Origin of the sequence: Rhodoblastus sp. 17X3, assembly GCF_030056575.1 — a bacterium.
Lineage (GTDB): Bacteria > Pseudomonadota > Alphaproteobacteria > Rhizobiales > Beijerinckiaceae > Rhodoblastus.
In genome coordinates, this window is record NZ_JASHHX010000020.1 from 57785 (window position 1) to 76953 (window position 19169).

Annotated in this window: 15 protein-coding genes; 5 read left to right on the forward strand and 10 right to left on the reverse strand. The window is 63.3% G+C overall.

The annotated features are described in order from the left end of the window. Position 1 precedes the first annotated feature (1 nt). The 6 genes from QM467_RS16285 to QM467_RS16305 form a co-directional block, all read right to left on the reverse strand. On the reverse strand, positions 2–568 hold the full coding sequence (locus QM467_RS16285; protein WP_283367398.1) for a sel1 repeat family protein: 567 nt from the start codon (positions 566–568) through the stop codon (positions 2–4). Positions 569–600: 32 nt separating this feature from the next. Further along, positions 601–1158, reverse strand: coding sequence for a tetratricopeptide repeat protein (locus QM467_RS16290; RefSeq protein ID WP_283367399.1), 558 nt, complete (start codon positions 1156–1158; stop codon positions 601–603). A gap of 138 nt (positions 1159–1296) precedes the next feature. Beyond that, positions 1297–1422, reverse strand: a complete 126-nt coding sequence (pqqA, locus tag QM467_RS19935) for a pyrroloquinoline quinone precursor peptide PqqA (protein ID WP_446737791.1) — start codon at positions 1420–1422, stop codon at positions 1297–1299. A gap of 66 nt (positions 1423–1488) precedes the next feature. Continuing rightward, positions 1489–2193, reverse strand: coding sequence for a response regulator transcription factor (locus QM467_RS16295; RefSeq protein ID WP_283367400.1), 705 nt, complete (start codon positions 2191–2193; stop codon positions 1489–1491). Then, entirely contained in the window at positions 2190–3674 is a 1485-nt protein-coding gene (locus QM467_RS16300; RefSeq protein ID WP_283367401.1) for a sensor histidine kinase, read from the reverse strand. Before QM467_RS16300 ends, QM467_RS16295 begins: the two co-directional genes overlap by 4 nt. Then, positions 3671–4165: an SRPBCC family protein gene (locus QM467_RS16305; protein ID WP_283367402.1), complete on the reverse strand. Its 495-nt coding sequence runs from the start codon at positions 4163–4165 to the stop codon at positions 3671–3673. The genes QM467_RS16300 and QM467_RS16305 overlap by 4 nt, the downstream gene beginning before the upstream one ends. A 146-nt stretch (positions 4166–4311) precedes the next feature. Between QM467_RS16305 and pxpB the strand changes: the two genes are divergently transcribed. The 4 genes from pxpB (at position 4312) to QM467_RS16325 (ending at position 8322) form a co-directional block, all read left to right on the forward strand. Further along, positions 4312–5094: a 5-oxoprolinase subunit PxpB gene (gene pxpB / locus QM467_RS16310; RefSeq protein ID WP_283367403.1), complete on the forward strand. Its 783-nt coding sequence runs from the start codon at positions 4312–4314 to the stop codon at positions 5092–5094. Beyond that, positions 5091–6098, forward strand: coding sequence for a 5-oxoprolinase subunit C family protein (locus QM467_RS16315; RefSeq protein ID WP_283367404.1), 1008 nt, complete (start codon positions 5091–5093; stop codon positions 6096–6098). Before pxpB ends, QM467_RS16315 begins: the two co-directional genes overlap by 4 nt. Positions 6099–6117: 19 nt before the next feature. Continuing rightward, a complete protein-coding gene (locus QM467_RS16320; RefSeq protein ID WP_283367405.1) occupies positions 6118–6894 on the forward strand; it encodes a LamB/YcsF family protein in 777 nt (258 codons plus the stop codon). Between the two features lie 81 nt (positions 6895–6975). After that, complete coding sequence (locus QM467_RS16325) at positions 6976–8322, forward strand: DUF2252 domain-containing protein (protein WP_283367406.1); 1347 nt, start codon at positions 6976–6978, stop codon at positions 8320–8322. 135 nt (positions 8323–8457) lie between these two features. Here QM467_RS16325 and QM467_RS16330 read toward each other — a convergent pair whose 3' ends face one another. Together QM467_RS16330 and QM467_RS16335 are read right to left on the reverse strand one after the other, a co-directional pair. Beyond that, positions 8458–9849, reverse strand: a complete 1392-nt coding sequence (locus tag QM467_RS16330) for a GntP family permease (RefSeq protein WP_283367407.1) — start codon at positions 9847–9849, stop codon at positions 8458–8460. Positions 9850–10052: 203 nt separating this feature from the next. Further along, positions 10053–11993, reverse strand: a complete 1941-nt coding sequence (locus QM467_RS16335; protein ID WP_283367408.1) for a Hint domain-containing protein — start codon at positions 11991–11993, stop codon at positions 10053–10055. 775 nt (positions 11994–12768) lie between these two features. Here QM467_RS16335 and QM467_RS16340 point away from each other — a divergent pair. After that, complete coding sequence (locus QM467_RS16340) at positions 12769–15801, forward strand: beta strand repeat-containing protein (RefSeq protein ID WP_283367409.1); 3033 nt, start codon at positions 12769–12771, stop codon at positions 15799–15801. A gap of 124 nt (positions 15802–15925) precedes the next feature. Here QM467_RS16340 and QM467_RS16345 read toward each other — a convergent pair whose 3' ends face one another. Together QM467_RS16345 and QM467_RS16350 are read right to left on the reverse strand one after the other, a co-directional pair. Beyond that, positions 15926–16051 (reverse strand): hypothetical protein, encoded by a 126-nt coding sequence (locus QM467_RS16345; protein ID WP_283367410.1) that lies wholly within the window; start codon positions 16049–16051, stop codon positions 15926–15928. 238 nt (positions 16052–16289) lie between these two features. Continuing rightward, positions 16290–19169 (reverse strand): Ig-like domain repeat protein (locus QM467_RS16350; RefSeq protein ID WP_283367411.1); only part of this gene is annotated, 2880 nt, incomplete at its 5' end.

Consider the following 19169-nt stretch of genomic DNA (forward strand, 5'->3'; position numbering starts at 1 on the left):
TCTAGAACTGCGGCTTGCGGTAATGCGCGAGATCGGCGGTCGGCGTCACCGATTCCGGGTCGTAATCATGCTGCGCCAATTCGCGCGCTGTCTTGTCGCCGGCCGCCGCCGACTTGTCCACCAGCGCCTTGCCGAGCGCGCGGTCCTGCGCGACGCCATGGCCGCGCAGCAGATCGAGGCCGTAATTCAGCTGACCGATCGACGAGCCGGTGTCGGCCAGGCGCTTGTCCCAGTCCGCCGCCCTGGCCGGGTCCGAGGGGCGGTCATAGCCGTTTTCCTCGGTCCAGGCCGCCCAGGGCACGGCGTAAACGTTGTTATGCTCCGCGCAGCGCTCGAAAATGCGCCGCGCCGCGTCGTGCCAGCCCATCTTGGCGAGGGGATAGCCATACATGCACATGCCGGGGTCGAAGCGCGCCTCCTTGGACCGCTCGACCCAATATTCGATACTCAGCTCGGACGGCGGGTTGAGCGTTCCGGAGTCGTCCACGCCACTGGTTTCGGCGCGCGCCGGCGCCGCGAAGGACGCCCCGGTCAACAAAGTGGCGATCAAAAGCCTTTTGCCGATCATTTCAACCTTCCCCCCGGAAGCTTATTGCGTGGTCAGAACTGCGGATGGCGATAGCGCGCCTTGTCGGCCTCGGGCGTGACCGATTCCGGATCATAATCATGCGCGATCAGCTCGCGGGCGGTCGAATCGCCGCCGGCGGCCGCCAGGTCGATAAGGGATCTGCCGGCCGCGCGGTCGAGTGGTGCGCCATGGCCGCGCAACAGGTCGAGGCCGTAATTGAACTGGCCGATCGGCGAGCCGGCGTCGGCGAGGCGCTTGTCCCATTCGGCCGCCTTGACCGGGTCGGAGGCGCGGTCGTAGCCATTCTCCTCCAGATAGGACATCCACGGCATGGCGTGCAGATTGCCGTTATTGGCGCAGCGCTCGAAAATGCGGCGCGCCTCCTCATGCTGGCCGGTCTTGTCGAGGAAGACGCCGTAGCCGCACATGTGCGGGTCAAAGCGCTCTTCGGTCGATTTCGCCGCCCAATATTGCATGTCCAGCACCTGAGGGTTCAGCTCCCCGACCTGTTCGGTCGCTGAAGACCCGGCGATGGCGGGCGCGACGCCCAGGGCGAGGACGAGCGCACAGGCTGCAAGAACGAGTCTCATCCGCATCTCCAATCAGTCGTCGGCCGCCTGCTCCAAATGCAAAATGGCCGCCCCGCGCAGCGGAAGCGACCAGAGCGTATGGAGGAAGAACGAAGGGGCCGACGCGGCGTGGAAGGATGCGCCGCGTCGGCAAAAATGTCAGATTTCAGCGGACATATAGGAAGTGACTTCCATGCCGCAGCAAACTTCGCAAACTTCCGGAGCGGTCCAGGTCATAGCTTTCTCCCTTTGAAAGACTTGTTTCGTCGAGCGTCTTCGACGCATGACCTTTTATAGGCAAGCCCCCGGCGCGATGCGTCAGCCGCGCGCGAGAAAATTGTAAGATTTTTGTCAGGCGTCCTCGTCATAGCGGTAGCCGACGCCATGAACCGTCTTGATGATGCTGGGATGGGCGGGGTCGATCTCGATCTTGCGCCGTAGCCCGGAGACATATTGGTCGAGCGCCCGGCTGTTGGGCATGTAGTCGCGGCCCCAGGCGGCGTCGAACAATTCATCGCGCGAGACCGCCTTGCCCTTGCGGGCGCTCAGGGCCTGAAGGATCGCCAGTTCGCGCGGCGCGAGGTCGATGCTTTGCCCGCCGCGCCACGCGCGCAAAGCCTCGGGGTCGATCTCCAGATCGCCCATGCGCAGGCGCGCCGGGGAGCCGGCCGGCGCGCCCCCCGGAGCGGGGACCGCGCGGGCGCGGCGCAGCGCGGCCTTGATCCGCGCCACCAGCTCGCGGGCCGAAAAGGGCTTGGCGATATAATCGTCGGCTCCGATCTCAAGCCCGATCACCCGGTCGATCTCGGCCCCGCGCGCGGAAAGCAGCAGGATCGGCGTCTGGGCGTCGCGCGCGCGGATGCGGCGGCAGAGGTCGAGCCCGTCGAGATGCGGCATCATCACGTCGAACAGGCACAGCGACGGCGCTTCCTCGGTGAAGGCGCGCCAGGCCGCCTCGCCGTCTTCCGCGACGATGCAGTCTATGCCCTCCAGCGACAGCAGATCGACCAGCCCGGCGCGGAGGTTGGGATCGTCTTCGGCGATGAGAATTTTCATCCTTTCCCCTCGTCGGGTTTGGCCTCGATCGTGGCGCGCGCGCAAAGGCCAGGATCGGTGCCGCTCAGCGCGAAACCGCCGCCATTGGCGCGCGCCAGTTCCTGCACGATCGAAAGCCCGAGCCCGTGCGACGGTTTGACTTCGGCGCCCTGCGACGCGGCCGCCCCATAGTCGCGCACGGCGAGCGCGAGCAGACCGTCGCGCCAGTCGATGGCGACGTCAATCCTCCCCGGGGCGTATTTGCGGGCGTTGTCGATCAGATTGACGAGGATGCGCTCGAAAGCGCCGGCGTCGAAACGCAGCCGCGGCTGCGCGCCGCAATGCACCTCGCAATAGCAGCCCGAAGCCGCCATCAGCTTTTCGTAGCGGGCGACCACGCGCCGCGCCAAAGCGCAAGGATCGCCAACGGAGGTTCTCGGCGGCGGGGCCGCGCCGCGATCGCCATGAATGGTTTCGCCCGCCAGCGCGTCAAGCCGGTCGATTTCCTCCGACAGCACGCCGCAATAGCGATTGACTTCCGGAACGCCGCCCGCCTTGCGCGCGATGAGTTCGGCGTAGAGTTTCAGATTGGCGAGCGGCGTACGCAAATCATGCGACAGCCGCGCGGCCAGCGCGGCGCGTGCAGCGTCTTCCGCCAGCCGCGCCTTTTCCGCCCGGCGCGCCTGCCAGACCAGCAGCAGCCAGACCAGCGCGAGGGGCGCGGCGAGCGCGAGTCGGCCGAACGCGCTGTGGCTCGGCGCCGGCGCGCCCCCGGCGTCGACCGCCCAGCCGTGCAGGGCGCCCGTCTGGACAAAGGATTCAAAGCCTTCGGGCGCCTCACCCTTTTTCCAGATCACCCTGTCGAACGGATCGCGCAGGCGAAAGGCCCAGCCCGGATAGGCCCGGCTGCGCGCGTTCAGGGCTGCGATCATAGTGGGAAAGACGAAGCGGCTGTTGAGCGCGAGACAGGTCTCCTTGCGCGCGTCGCCCGCGCCGATGCGGCGGCATTCGAAATAATAGGCGCCGGACGCATTGGGGAACCAGCCATTGACGAAATCGCCATCGTGCAGAAGATTCGCCGCGTCGATCAGCGTGCGCAGCTTTTCTTCCCACATTTTGGGCGCGGCGAGCGGGTCTTCCGGCGGAAACAGCGTGCGGTCGCCTTCGCGGATCAGCACGAGCAATTCCATGTCATAGCCGGAAATGACTCGCCAGAGCGCCTGCGGCGGATCGAGCCCCTCCGCGGTCGCGCGCGCGACATTGATCTCCGCATATAGCGCGAGTTCCGTCACCTCGTTCGCCGCCGCGTAGCCGAGCGCCTCGGCCGCCCGCTGCGATTGACGGCGCGCGCTCTCCCGCAGCGCGAGATAATCGGCGTCGAGCCATTGCGCGGCGAGAAGGGCGACGAAGGCGAGCGGCAGGGCGTAAAGCAGAGCCTGCCGGGCCGTCGCCGCCCAGTTCTCGCGCGAGAGCGGCGGAATTTTCGCGCCGCCAGTGGTCAATTTTTGGGGAAAGCCTTGGCCAGAGCGTCAAGACCACCGCGATAGACGCCAGCGACCGCCTTGCGGGCGGCTTCGGCTTCCGTGCCGGCTGCGGGCTTGAAGGACGAGGACCACACGACTTCGCTGCCCTGGCTGTCGGGCTTGACCGTGATGGTCGAGACATAGCCCGTGACCGGCAGCACCTTCTGGTTCGAGCCATTGTCGAGGATGCGGTAGGAATAGCTGTTCGGCTTGTTCTGCACGATCGCTTCCCACAGGATCGGGCCGCCGAGATCGAGCCGGCGCTGCGAATCCGCCTTGTCGCCGTCGGAAGCTTCGGTCGACTTCACCGCCGGATGCCAGGACAGATCGCTGAAATGGCCGATCTTTTCCCAGACCTTGGCGGGCGGCGCGGCAAGCTTCACCGTCTCCGTCACCTTCACGCGTTCCGCCGCATGAGCGGAAAGTCCACCAAGCGCCATCAGCGCCGTCGCGATTGCAAGTTTCTTCATGAAGTCCTCCCTTTGAGGGTAATGGCGCGTCGACCGCAGGGTTGGGCCCCTGACTGAAACGTGAGCGCGTCCATTTGCCAATGCGCCACAAGTTGCGGCAAAAAAGAAGGGGCAGAATGTAAGAATTTTGTCTGACCGGAGCGCCCATGCCGCAGCCAGCCCCTTTTTCGCCCCGCGCGGCGGCGCGCGTGCTTGCGCGTGTTTCTCCCCGAGTGCTCGCGCTTGGCGATTGCGCGGCGACAATCAGTTTCGGCGAATCCATCGCGCCGGACATCCATGCGCGGGTAAAGGCCTTCTGCGGGGCGCTCGCTGAGGCTGGCCCTATCCCCGGCCTCAAGGAATGGGCGCCGGCCTTCGCCTCCGTGACCTTGTGGTACGACCCGGACAGGATCGCCTTCGCGGAACTGGCCGGACGCCTCGCGGATCTGGCCGAACAGCCTGCGCGCGGCGGCGGGACGGGCGCCCTGTTCGAAATTCCTTTCTGCGCGGAGGACAATCTCGCTCCGGATCTCGACGAGGTCGCAGCGCTCAAGGGCCTGAAGCGAGAGGTTTATCTGGCGCGTTTTGGCGGGCTGGTTTTCGAAGTCTATATGCTCGGCTTCCAGCCCGGCTTCGCCTATCTCGGCGGCTTGCCGGACGCGCTTTCCGCGCCGCGGCTGGCGACGCCTCGCAAGGTCGTTCCCGCCGGCTCCGTCGCCATCGCCGACGGCATGTGCGCGGCCTATCCCTACGCCAGCCCCGGCGGCTGGCGCCTCATCGGACGCACGCCCGCGCCGCTGTTCGACATCGGCAATGCGGCCCGCCCCGCCCTGCTCGCGCCGGGCGACCGCGTGCGCTGGCGCGCCATCTCCCGGCGCGAATTTGATGCGCTCGAATCCCGCTGGCGCGCGGAGGGTTTCCAGCCTGACAGCCTGCGGGCGGCGTCATGAGCGTGCGGCTCGCCGTGATCCGCGCCGGCGTCGGGGTCGCGGCGCAGGATTTCGGCCGCAAAGGCTTTCGCGCGCTTGGCGTTCCACTGTCAGGGGCGCTCGATCCGCTCCTGCTCGCCGCCGCCAACGCCCTCGCCAGCGCGCCAGATGATTCGGCGGGTCTGGAGATTCTGCTCGCAGCGCCAGAATTGCGCGTCGAGAAAGGCGCGCTGCGCATCGGTCTCGCCGGCGACCTGTCCGGCGTTCTCACCCGCGCCGGCGGCGCCCGCGAAAACATTCCCTCGTGGCGAGGGCTGATCCTGCGCGAAGGCGACGCGCTTGCGCTACGGCTGGGGCGCGGCCCAGCCTATCTCGGCTTCTCGGGCGGCCTCGACCTGCCGCAGGTCCTCGGCGCCCGCGCGACCCTTTTACGCGCCGGATTCGGCGGATTGGAAGGCCGCGCTCTGCTGGCGGGCGACGCGCTCTGCTGCGGCGCGGCGGCGGCAGGCGATTTTATCGCTCCGCCGCTGCTTCATGAGCCCGGCCCGATCCGCTTCATCCCCGGTCCGCAGTCCGATCATTTTTCGCCCGAGGCGCTGGCGCTTTTCGCCGCCGCCGAATGGCGCGCCGGCGCCGAAAGCGACCGCATGGGCCTGCGGCTATCCGGCCCGCGCCTGACGCACAGCGCGCGCGGCGCGAATATCGTCTCGGACGGCGCGACGCCCGGCGCGATCCAGGTTCCCGGCGACGGCCAGCCGATCGTTTTGCGCGCGGATTGCCAGACCTCCGGCGGCTATGCCAAGATCGGCTGCGCGATCTACGCCGACCTGCCCCGGCTGGCCCATGTCGCGCCCGGCGACATTGTGACCTTCGCGCCGGTCGATCACGCCGAAGCGGCGGCGGCGCGAAGCGGGTCGCGCGAAAATTTCGCGCGATGGCGGCGGGAAATCGCCCCGTGCGATGGATGGGATCCGGAAAAATTGTGGAGCGAAAATCTCATCAGCGGCGCCACCTCCGGCCAATGAAATTGGGCGGCGCGACACCATGACCGGACAAAGACAAATCAACCTCAACGCCGACCTCGGCGAGAGCTATGGCGCCTGGCGCATGGGCGACGACGCGCGCCTGCTGCCGCTGGTGCAATCCGCCAGTCTCGCCTGCGGCTTTCACGCCGGGGACCCTGTCACGATGGGCCGGACCGTTCGCGCCGCTCTGGCCGCTGGCGTCAGCCTCGGCGCCCATCCCTCCTATCCCGACCTTCAGGGCTTCGGCCGCCGCTCGATGCATTGCTCGGAGGAAGAGGTCGAGGCTCTGGTCCTCTATCAGATCGGCGCGCTCGACGCCTTCGCCCGAGCCGAAGGCGCGCGCGTCGCCCACGTCAAGCCGCATGGCGCGCTGAGCAATGATTCCTGCCGCGACCCTGCGCTCGCGGCGGCGATCGCGCGCGCGGTCAGGCGTTACGACGCCAACCTCATCCTGCTGGCGCCGGCGCATTCCCGTCTCGCCGAAGCCGGCGTCGCGGCGGGCCTTCGGGTCGCCATCGAGATCTTCGCTGACCGAACCTATGAGGACGACGGCGCGCTGACTCCGCGCGACATGGCGGGCGCCGTGCTGCATGAGGGCGAGGCCTGCCGCGCCCATCTCGGGGCCATGCTGGACGCAGGAGGACTGATCGCGCGCGGTGGAAAAATTCTTCCGACGCCAATCCATAGCGTTTGCGTTCACGGCGACGGCCCCGGCGCGGTCGACGTCGCCGCCGAACTTCATCGCTTCCTGCAAAAAAAATTTCGCCTGGCGCCGCTACCAGCCTTGTTTTCCTAGGCGCAGCCTTGCATCGGCGCGCATGAAAGCTATGCTCGCGCAAAATTTCGCCACGGAAGCGATATTTGCACAGGAGCGCCCATGTCCGCCGCCCTCGCCACACGCGCCGAACGCCTCGCCCAGGGCAAGAGTCTTCGCAAACTCACGCCTCGCGCCGCCCATAGCAAGCTCGCCGGTCCGATGGACCGCGATTCCAACGCCATTCTGGAGGCGCAGAACGCCACGCGCCTCCCCGGGCTCATTCCGGTGCGCCGCCAATTGATGGCGGAGAACCCTTTCGCCTTCCTGCGCGGCGCGGCGGCGGTTATGGCCCACGACCTGCGGTCGCAGCCGATGGCCGGCGCGCCGGTGCAGGCCTGCGGCGATTGCCATCTGATGAATTTCGGCGCCTTTGTCACGCCGGAAGACAATATTCTGTTCGACATCAACGATTTCGACGAAACCCTCCCCGGCGTCGATTTTACCGTGGACGTCAAGCGCCTCGCCGCCAGCGTCGCAGTCGCCGCCGCCGACAAGGGCCTGAGCAAGCCCGACCGGCGCAAGCTCGCCGCCGCCGCCGTGCGCGCCTATCGCAAGCGCATGGAAAGCCTGTCCTATCTCACCCCTCTGGAGATATGGCACAGCCGGATCGACCTGGAGCGCGAGGCGAAGAAGTTCCGCAACAACCCGCTGCGGCGCAAGATCGCGACCGTGATTTCGCGGGCGCGTGGCGAGGGCCTCGACCGCGACGACAATTTTCCGACTTTGGCGGCGTCCGGCGCGCCGGTCATCCACGACAAGGCGCCGCGCATCTTCCATTTCGCCGCGGGATCGGACGCGGCCAACGGCTTCGACGCCAAGGCCGGCATGGAAACCTATCGCGACCGCCTCGCGCCAGCCACCCGGACGCTGTTCAGCCGCTACGCCCTGCGCGATTTCGTGTTCAAGGCGGTCGGCGTCGGCTCGGTCGGCACCTATTGCTATGTCGGCCTGTTCATGAGCGGCGACGACGAACCGATGTTTCTGCAGATCAAGGAGGCGACCCATTCCGTGCTGGAGGCGCTGGACGAGCGGTCGGCCTTCAACGGCCATCAGGGCCAGCGCGTGGTGGAGGGCCAGCGCATGATGCAGGCCGCCAGCGACTTTTTCCTCGGCTGGACCGAAAACGATCCATCGGGCCGGCAATATTACGTCCGCATACTCAAGAACCGCCGCCTTGGCGGCGTGAGCGAAATCTCGGAGGCGGAAGGACTGGCCGATTACGCCCGGCTCTGCGGCCGCACCCTGGCGCGGGCTCACGCCCGCTCCGGCGACCCGGCCGTGATCTCGGGCTATATGGGCGACAGCGAGGCCTTCGACGAGGCGATCGCCGATTTCGCTTTGGCCTATGAGCAGCAGACCGAAATCGACCACGAGGCCTGGAAAGCGACCCTCCCGACGGCGCCGTGAGACTGCCGGCGCGCGTCTCAAAGGCGGGGGACGAAGACGCCAGACGCGTAAAGTCGCCGAAGGTCGCGTGAATTTACGGAAAAAATTTATGCGGAAGAGCCGTGGCGGCCAATATCGGCCGCCACGCTCGAATCCTTACACCAGGCCGGTCGCGTAATAGGTCGCGATCACGACGAAGACGGCCATGGTCTTGATGACGGTCACCGCAAAAATGTCCTTATAGGACTGTTTGTGCGTCAGTCCGCAGACCATGAGCAGCGTGATCACCGCGCCATTGTGCGGCAAGGTGTCCATGCCGCCCGACGCCATCGACGCGACGCGGTGCAGCACCTCCATCGGAATGCCGTGGGCGTTGGCCGCTTCGATGAAATCCTTCGACATGGCGGCGAGCGCGATCGACATGCCGCCCGAGGCCGAGCCGGTGATGCCGGCGAGCGAAGTAACCGTGACAGCCTCGCGCACCAGTGGATTGGGGATGCCGCCGAGCGCATCGCGTATGACGATGAAACCCGGCAAGGTGGCGATGACCGCGCCGAAGCCATATTCGGAGGCCGTGTTGATCGAAGCCAGCAGCGCGCCGGCCACCGCCGCCTTACCGCCTTCCGCGAACCGCGTGCTGACCGGGCGCCAGGCGAAAACAAGAACGGCGATGATGCCGGAGAGCAGCGCGCCTTCGACCGCCCACACCCCCACCAGCTTGTCGACCGAGATATGAACAGGCGCCGCCATGGCCGGAAGCTGCAGGTCGTAGCTCGCGCCGTAGCCGCTCTTGATCATCGTCGTGAACAGCTTGTTGAGGCCGAACACAATGACGAGCGGCAGGATCGCAACCCACGCCGGCGCGAGCGACTCATGCTCCATCGGCGGCGGCTCGTTGGTGTGGCCCTCGCCATAGCCCTCTCCCGCCTCCAAAGCCCGCCGGCGCTGCCATTCGAGATAGGCCATGCCGACGATGAAGATGAAAATGGCGCCGATAATGCCCAAGATGGGAGCGGCGAAGGCGGTCGTCTTGAAATAGGTGGTCGGGATGATGTTCTGGATCTGCGGCGTACCCGGCAGCGAATCCATGGTGAAAGAGAAGGCGCCCAGCGCGATCGTGCCCGGAATGAGCCGTTTGGGGATATGGCTCTGGCGGAACATTTCCGCCGCGAAGGGATAGACCGCGAAGACGACGACGAAGAGCGACACGCCGCCATAGGTCAGGATCGCGCCGACCAGGACGATCGACAGCATCGCCCGGCTTTCGCCGACAATGCCGATGACTGCCGACACGATGGATTTCGAAAAGCCAGAAATCTCGATCAGCTTGCCGAACACCGCGCCAAGCAGGAAGACCGGGAAATAGTTTTTGACGAAGCCGACCATGCTTTCCATGAAAACGCCGCTGAAAGCGGCAGGAACGGCGGCAGGATCGGTGAGAAGGACGGCTCCCAACGCAGCAATGGGAGCGAACAGGATCACGGAAAACCCGCGATAGGCGACGAACATCAAGAAGCACAATGCGCCAAGGGCGATGAGAAAACTCATGGCTGTTTCCTACCCGCTGGAATTTAAGCAGGCGCCGGTTGCGTCCGACATCCTTGCCGCTTCATTTGTAAACGATTTTTTGGTTTTAGCGATGCGTCCGAGGCCAAGCTGAACAGTTTTTTTCGCGCGGGGTTGGCGCGACGCGGCGCCGAAGTGGGTGGCGATTTAGCGCAGGGTGACCCGAAACTTCGGACAAGAATTCATCAGGCTACCGATGTGACAGCCGCAACGCCGAGGTTTCGAGCGCGTTCGGCCAGCCTGTCGCGGATGCGATCGGGAATCTGCCGTCGCGCCTTGGCGCGTGGATAGGGCATTTCGGCCATGGGCTTGCCATCAGGATATAGCGCCACATGCTCCGTCCAATTGTCGAACCGGAGCCTGTCAACATTATCGACAAATGTTTCGACTGGCGTGTTTTCTGCGAAAATCACGGAATGCTCATCCAGCTCAATATGAAAATAGGTCAGGATCGGCGACGCGTTAAATTCACGGACGATCGAGATTTCATTGACGAGCGTGGCCGCCTGCGCCAGGACGCCATCGATCAGGACTGCATGATCCGGCGAGATCACGAGATCGCGCGACGGGACGTTATCATCCAGCGCGCCGGCCTTGATGCGGATCGGCAGCACGCGCAGTTTGTCGCCAAAAATCGTCGAGACCGTTTGGCGGCCAAGCCAGCGGACAGGCAGTGCGCGCCCGTCTGCGGTCAGCACGAGGTCGCCGGCCTTCAGGGATTCGACAAAGACCTCGCCATCTGGTGTGAGGATCTGGGTGCCGGACGTGAAACAGGTTACTTCGACTTGCGCGGTGACCGTGCCCCACCAGGCGTTCGACCCCGCCGGAATATTGACGACAGCGGGGTCATTGCTGACAAATTCGTTGGAAATCCAAAATCCGTTTGGATTGTTCGGATCAGCGACCGCCGTCGAATTTAGCCCCCACCGTTGCACGCCGGTCGCCGGGTCCGCGCTTCCGAGCGGGTTATTGATCAAGGCCGAGTTGCTCGATTGGTAAAGGGTCGGCGCGCTGAAGTTTTGGTTCGGTCCGGCGACGACGTAATAGTCCGATGGAAGCAGAGATGTTCCAGATGCGGTGAAATTGATCAGCACATCGCCGGCGGCGTTGACGGCAATAGAGGGATTGAAGATCGCCACGTCCGCGCCGAGTCCCGTCGAGGCGCCGGTGATTTCGCCGCCCGCGACAAATTGCGGCGAACCGGGTGTCGTGACATCATATTGAAACCATGCGACGACTGGCTGCGAACCGGACGAAACCTGTGCTTCGCTGACGCCGAAAACGTAATTCCTGCCATTGAGCGTCTCGTAAGCGAGACCCTGGATGCGCGAATCCAGCGCGTCGAGCTGCGGCGCCCCGCCGGGCTGGGAGGCCAGGAAGTCGCCGCTGCCAGAACCGATATTGGCGTTGCCGGGCGAAAGCGTCTGAACCGCGCTGTAGCCATTCGCGGCATCGTAAGTCTGATAGGAAAGCTTGACTTCCGAGCCGTCGGATCTCGCACCAAAAAAGTAGGTTGTGTAGGTCGATCCGGAAAAACCCGTAACTGGGCGCATAATGCCATCGCTGCCCGGCGCGATCGCAGCCACGACGCCGGCGATGGAGCCTCCGGCCGCGACCGCGGCCTCAGGCACGATCCACTGCGCGGAGCCCGCGAAATCTGAACCGTTGTCCTGCGCAGTCGTTACATAGATTTCGCCCCCACCCACCGAAATGACGGGCACGTCCGGTTCGGTCGTGGTTCCCGGTATCGGTTGCCCCACATTGAGATAGGCGACCGACCAGCCGGCGCTCGGATTCTGTGTGACGGCGAAGTCCAGAGTGTAAGAGCCATCGCTATTCAACTGGATGGCGCTCAGCACGTAATCACCGCAGGAACTGTCATAGGCGAGGCGCGCATCGTAAATGGACGAGACGCCAGCAGACGAGAACAGGTCGTAGAAGCTTTCCGGACTTGAAGTGACGCCAGTGGACAAAAGGGTCCATTGGATCTGGGAGCTTTCGGCGGTAATTGCATAATACGGCCCGACCGCCAGCGCATTTTGCGGAGGCCAATTGGTCGGGTCTGAGATGCCCCAGAAGGTTGAAATGATAGCCGAGGTCACCACCGGGAAATCCCTTGATTTCAATATGAGGTTCGCCAAAGCGCGAGCTTAAATGAAATCTCGCGTCACGAGCAGCGCCAAGAACTATTTTTCGCCCGGAATTGAACGTGAAACGCGCGTATCCCAAGCTTAGACGGCACGAAAGGCGAGAGCGCCAAAGGTCGAGAAAAGGACGGACGACCTTCGGGGGGCGATCAAAGCCGCAGCGGCGGAGAAAAACTTGGCGCTGGCCGCAGGCGCTAAATTCGCGGAAAGAATTCGGCGGGGTGTGCGGAAACGCCTCGGATATGAGAACGAAGGCGATGGTTATCCGTCTGCGAGTACGCTCAAAACAGCCATTAGGAAGTTAAAAAACGGGACAAAGCTTTAAGAGCTGCCCTCATAAGGGGGAGGCCCAGGTCGGCGCATTGTATATATCGGTCTGCGGCGCAACTATACTTCAGAGTTCGGCTACAAACTGCACACCGATACGGTTTGGACGCATATCCATTGATTTTTAGGTCCCACAATAACATTGCGGCGAGCAAGCCCCACAAATACTTGGCGGACGCTTGGATCTTGACCTACTCACAATGTTTGGCGGCCATAAGCCTTTTTGGTAATCGCAACCGACCGAATGTGGAGCAATTTCTAACTTTAACCTGCTAGCTCTGAGAATTTTTTTGCGTCGCGGACACAAGAGATATCATAATGCAGTATTTTTATGCTGTTATAAATAAGAACTGGCGTGAAAAACTATTAATAAGCGTATAATTTTCCAAAGAACTCTCCATCGACGATTTGTCCGGAGTATACTTCAATGGCGGAAATATCCAGCAATCAGACAACGACCTATGTATTATCTACGTCGGATCCAAACCTTACGGTCGACGTGGGTGTGTCTATCCGAACCGCGACAACGGACGGTATCGACGGCTATTCGGGCGGCGCGTGGAAGATCACCAATTTCGGCGCCATCGTCTCTAACGGCGGTTATGGTGCTTATGGGATATATCTCAGCGGCGCAAGCAACGCGATCTCAAACTACGGCTGGATTTCCGGAAGCGGAGGGGTGAATCTGACCACCGGCGGCTCAGTCGTCAACGCTTCCGGCGCAACCATTCAAGGGACCGGCTCGACGAGCAATGGAATTTCAGCGGTTTCAGGGGTCCATGTCTCGAACGGGGCAGGGACGGTTTCGAACTCCGGCACGATTACGGCTCTCGGCTATGGTGTGGGCCTCGACAACGGCGGAAGCGTCACGAACTATGCTGGCGGGTCGATCACCGGGGGCGAAGACGGCGTCTTCTTTTACGGCTCCAGTGGTTATCTCGATAATTTCGGCCAAATCAAAGCAACGATAGACGACGGCGTCGGCTTTTTTGCAGGCGGGACGCTGATCAACGAGGTCGGCGGGATAGTCAACGCAACATCCACGGGCGGAACAGGCCCCGCCGCTGTCTATTTCGCGAAGGCGGCTGGCGCCCTGCGAAATGACGGCAGCATGATCGGAACGCTCGCGGGCGCTTATTTCCAGGCCGGCGGGAGCATCGTCAACGGCGCCAACAGCACGGCCGCGCTGCTTCAGGGTGGAACCTACGGCGTCTACGTCTCGGGCGGAGCCGGTTCGGTGACCAATGCGGGCACGATCACGGGCGGCAGCTATTCTGTCGATTTCGCAACCAGTAGCGCTTCGAATCTGCTCGTGGTCGACCCCGGCGCGATATTCAATGGGGCCGCCGTCGGCGGTGGAGGAACACTGGAATTGGCGGCGGGCGCCGGAGTGGGCGCCATCGGCGGGATCAGCAGCGGCAGTTCAGGCAATTTCCGCAATTTCGGCGTTCTCACAGTTGATTCCGGCGCGACATGGACGCTGAGCGGCGTCAGCAACGCGATCACGAACGTGACTGACAATGGCACGCTCATCGTGACCGGCACGCTCAAAGTTTCAACGGCGGTGGCCGCTTCAAGTACGGGAAAGTTTCAACTTGGGGTCGCCGGCGGGTCAGGCACGCTCGAGGTGGCTTCGGAAACGGGTTCGCTGTCTCAGACCAATTTCGTTAACAATGGCAAATTGATCATCGACAATGCTGCATCGTTCGGCGCGAATGTCGGCACGACGTCCTATGGCGGCCCGTTGCTCATGAATTTCGGCGCCGGAGACGTAATCGATATTCTGAATTTCAGCGCCTCTGGCGCCACCATTTCATTCAATTCTGCGACTGGACTTGCGCAGATCGGCAACGGCAAGCAAACGGCGACCCTCAAGTTCGACATTTCGACACTCGCTGCGGGCACACTGCAAGTCGCGTCCGACGGCGGGACTGGCCTCGACGTCACGCTCGTTCCCGCACCGAACGGTCCGGGCGTCGTTTCAGTCTCGGCGTCGGCGGTCGCTGGCTCCGGTTCGCCTAGCGACGATCTCGGGATTGGCGGCGTTGTGACGATTTCGCTCACGATGAGCGCGCCCGTCAGCGTAAATCTGTCCGCTCCTCCGTCCCTGGTCCTCAACGACGGGGGGACTGCAGCCTACCCGAGCGGCTCCAGCAGTTCGACGACGCTGGTCTTTCAATACGTCGTCTCCTCGGGCCAGAACACTTCCGCTCTGGCGGTATCGGGAGCCCTGAACGGAACCTCGATCACCGATGCGACTGGCGCCGTCGCCAACCTGACGGGCGCCTATGAAACCTTGTCATCCGCCTCGTCATCGATACAGATCGACACCACGCCGCCCGCGGCTCCAACGATCAGCGGCGTGACATACGGCGGCACTGGGACTTGGAGCCTCAACGGCTTCGCCGAATCGGGCTCTACTGTCACAATTTTTGACAGGTCGGCAGTTTTGGGCTCGTCACAATCTGTGGCGGGCGCATGGGGCTACGCGACTATAGAAGACAATACTACGGTTCGCGTCTTTTCAGCGACAGCAACCGATGGCGCTGGCAACGTGAGCGCGCCTTCGGCGATGTATTTCGAAGGAACCACCGGTAGCGATGTTTTCAGCTTCGCATCAGAACCAGCGCTGGCGGCAGCGGGCGGTATTTTCGGCAATGGCGGAGTCGACGCTATCAGTATGTCGGGCGCCGCGACTTTGACGGACGCCGATTTCGTCCATGTGCAGGGAGTGTCCCAGCTCAACTTGCTAGGAGCCAGCACGGCGACGTTAGGGCCGAACGCGGCGGCCGCCGGTGTTGCAGCCCTGATCGCCGGCGCCGGCAATACGAGCGTAACCGACAGCGGTTCCGGGACCTTGAATGTAAACGCAGCCGCATTGCCTGTAACGGCGACACTCACTTTGTCTTCGGGATCCGGGACGGAGGGGTTCACTGTGACGAATTTGGGCGGAAATCTCAATGCAAGCGCGGTTAAGGGCTCGATCTATGTGACCGCCACCGGGACGAATCAGAAGATCGTGGCCGGCAGCGGGGCCGACACCATAAATGCGGGTCCTGGGGACGTAATAACCGGCGGCGGCGGCGCCGACGTTTTTGCCGCGTCGGCGAACGTTTCGCAAAATTCGGCGGCGCTCTATGACACGGTTACTGATTTCGGAAATGGCGCGGACCACTTCGCTATCGGGCGCTCATTATCGACGTTTTATTCTTACATTAGCTCATCAGCACTGAAGCACACCGGCACCGGCAATTTGTACAACGATTTATACAATTTGCTGGGAGGGGCGAACTCCAATTATCTCCCGGTTGGCGGCGCCGATTTTGTTGACATCACGAAAGGAAACGACGCCGGTTTCTATGTCGTCATCAACAACCTATCAACCCCCGGGTTCGGGAACGGCGATACCGTATTCATGGTGCAGAAAGGGGCGGTCGTCACCGCATCAAGCTTCATATAGATGAGATCGGCAACGAGACGCCTTTGCCGACTGCATCCATCTAAGAAAAAAACGAGATCACGTGCGCGTCGGCGATGTCTTTGCCCGCGTGAATCGCCGCCTTGAATTCGGGGAATTTCCGCTTTCAAACGGTGAGCGTCGATTCACGGATCCCGAGCGCTGTCGCGATCCGTTCGTCGTCGAGTCCGATCAGGGACAGGCGACGCGCCAGTTCGCAATGCTCAGGGGTGACGACGCAGCGCTCCGCCATTTGCAGCAGCGGCTGCCGGAGCTTTGTCTTCGAGCCCTTGGGTCACCCTTCCGGTTTTGTTTTTCGAGCGGCCATATCGATCAACTAAAACCATGGGCGGACAGGAGCAGGTTTCGTGAAAATCGAGAATAGGTGTTTGATAGAAGCGGAAGCGATGTATGACGAGGAGGCGTGTCCTAGGATCCCTCGCTCGCGCCTAATTCTGCGATCGAGACGCGATTCCACCATTCAAAAACCGTCAGAACGCCTGTCGAGCGGATGCACGCAATTGCTGGCCTTCGAACTGCCGGCCTGCGGTGCTGACCATATACTCGAGTTCGAGACTCGTCGCGCCTTGCGTCACGGCGCGAATCGACAGGCCCAGCGAAAGCGCATCGCGCGCCATTGCGGCTCCTGCGGTGGAGTAGCCGGGCGCAATGCCGACGAGATCGGCGTAATTCAGGTTCTGAACATAACCGCCCTGAAAGGCATGCGTATATTCCACGCGCCCGCCAGGAGTCAGGATTCCCCAGCTCATCGGCAGGGAATAAACCACACGCGCGCCCAATACGCCGGAAAGCGTGGTTTCGTTGAGGGGATCATAGCTCAAGGCCCAGATGTTCGACCCTGTCTCGCGATAACCGTCCAGGAACAGGCGCACGGCGTCCAGTCGGCCATATGGTGAGATTTTCAAGCCGTCCCATCTGAAGTCCTGGGTCAGGCTCACGGAGCCGTAAGCTTCGTCGCCGTTACGAACGCCGCCGAGCATGAGTCCGCCATCATCCGACCAGCGCCGGGTGTCGAATCTCAGCGCGCCATAGCCGGCGATGAAGTCGAGGAATGTGCTGTGCGCGAGTTTCACGCTCGAATAAAGCGTCGCGCTATAGGCGGTCGCATTGCTCGCGGAGCCTTGAACGCCAACGCTCGTGTTGTCGAAGCCCAGGCCGACGGCGACGCCCGCCTTGACGCGATCAAGGACCTTGCCGTCGAAACCGACCGTGACGCCCGACGATGAAAAATGATTGTCGACGCTGTTGTCGCTACGGATCTGACCCAAACTGAACGCGCCCGTGGCCCAGACGTGGACGGGGAGCGCGCCGGTCTTGTCAAGCGCCTGGAACGCCGCCGGCAAGGCCGCCGAGAGACTTTGGACGGCAAGCGCCGTGTCGCTTTGCAACTGGCGCTGCGGAACATTGACGGTTTCCGCATAGGCAAGCGCCGAAGAAGGGTTGGCGATACTGCCGAAGGCCATCGCGCCGCCGCCGAAGCCGGTCCCGCCGAAACCTCCGCCAGCCCCCGAGGCGCGGCCGTCACCCCAAGCGCCGCCGGCGAAACCGCTTCCCCCAAAAGCATTCCCTCCTCCGAAACCGCCGCCTCTCGACGACGGATGCGAGGACGGAGCCGAAGACTGTTGTTGCGCGGCGGATTCCTCGTCCTCCTCGTCGTGCAACTGTTCGAGGCGCCGGAACGTATTACCGATCTGGGTCTCACCGTAACGCGCGGCCATGTTCACTTGCGCTTCGATGAGCCCCTTCACGTCTCCATTGGCGGTCGGATCCGGACGCGCGTTAACATTGACGGAGGTCGACGCCGAAACGGAAGCGTTATTGACGTCGCCGCCATAGACGGCGACGACCGAATGCGCGCCCACGCTCAATGACGAGGTGCTGAAACGCGCCGTTCCGCCAGCCAAAGGCGCAGAGCCCAGCACGTTCGCGCCGTCCTTGAAGACAACTGAGCCGGTGGGCGACTGGCCGCCCGAAACCGTCGCCGTGAGCGTCACGGCCGTGCCGAACAAAGGCGTCGCCGAAGAGGTTGCCAATGCGATCGCCGGGGTCGCCTTGCCGACCATCACAGTGGCGGCGGCGGCCGTCGCCGCCGTGTTGTTGGAGTCGCCCGAATAAGATGCAGTGATCGAATGTGCGCCCACCGCGAGAGCCGCCGCCGTGATGCTCGCGGCCCCGCCGCTGACCGCGCCGGCGCCGATCGGCGCGCCATTGTCGAAAAAGGTCACTGCGCCAGTGGCCGTCGCCGGCGTGATATTCGCCCGAATCGGCACCGCCTGGCCGATGGTCGCCGAACCATTGACGTTCAGCGTAACGGAACTGCCGGCCTTGTTGACCGTCTCGACGACAGAGCCGGTGGAGGCGACGAAGTTCGCATTGCCTGCGTAGGTGGCGGTGATCGTGTGCGCGCCCGCTGTGAAAGAGGGAATGACGAGGGTTGCGACGCCGCCCGATAGCGCCGCCGCGCCGAGGGACGTCGCGCCATCGGTGAAGGCGACTGTTCCTGTGGGCAGGCCGACTGCACCGCCGCTCGCGGTTACTGTCGCCGTCAGAGTGACGGATTTTCCCGCCGTCGCCGGGCTCGGATTGGCCACTACGGCGACCTGACTGCCGCCCTGATTGACAACCTGCGAGCCGCTCAGCGCCCCGGCGGCGGCGCCAAAATTCGAATCGCCGGCGTAGGACGCCGTGATCGTGTGCGAACCCGGCGCAAGGGCGGCCGTCGAGATTGTGGCGATGCCGCCGGCGAGCGAACCAGCGCCGATCGGCGCGCCGCCATCGAGGAAGGTTACCGCGCCTGTGGGCGTGCCGGAAGCCGGGGCCACTGCCGAAACAGTCGCGGTGAAGGTCACTGTCTGCCCTGAGGAGGCCGATGGCAGGGAACTCGTCACGCCTACCGTAGCGGCCCCTTTGCCCACGACCAGCGGATTGCCGGCGAGACTGCCGGTCCCCGCGTTGAATTTGCCGTCGCCGCCATAGGAGATTGTGATCGTGTGATTTCCGACGGCCAGAGACGATGTCGTGAGCGAGGCCGTCCCGCCCGTTAGCGCGCCCGTGCCGATGGCGGCGCCGCCGTCAAGGAAGGTCACGGCGCCTGTCGGCGTTCCCGTCGCAGGCGAAATGGCCGCGATTGTCACGGTCAACGTGACGCTCTGGCCCAAACCCGCCGGATTCTGCGACGCGGTCAGTGTGGTTGAGACATTTCCTTTATTCACAACCTGCGGATTACCGGCGAGGCTGCCCGTACCGCCGTTGAAGTTGCCGTCGCCGGCGTAAGACGCCGTGATCGTGTGATTGCCGGTCGTCAATGCGGACGTGCTGAACGTCGCCACTCCGCCGGCAAGCGAACCCGC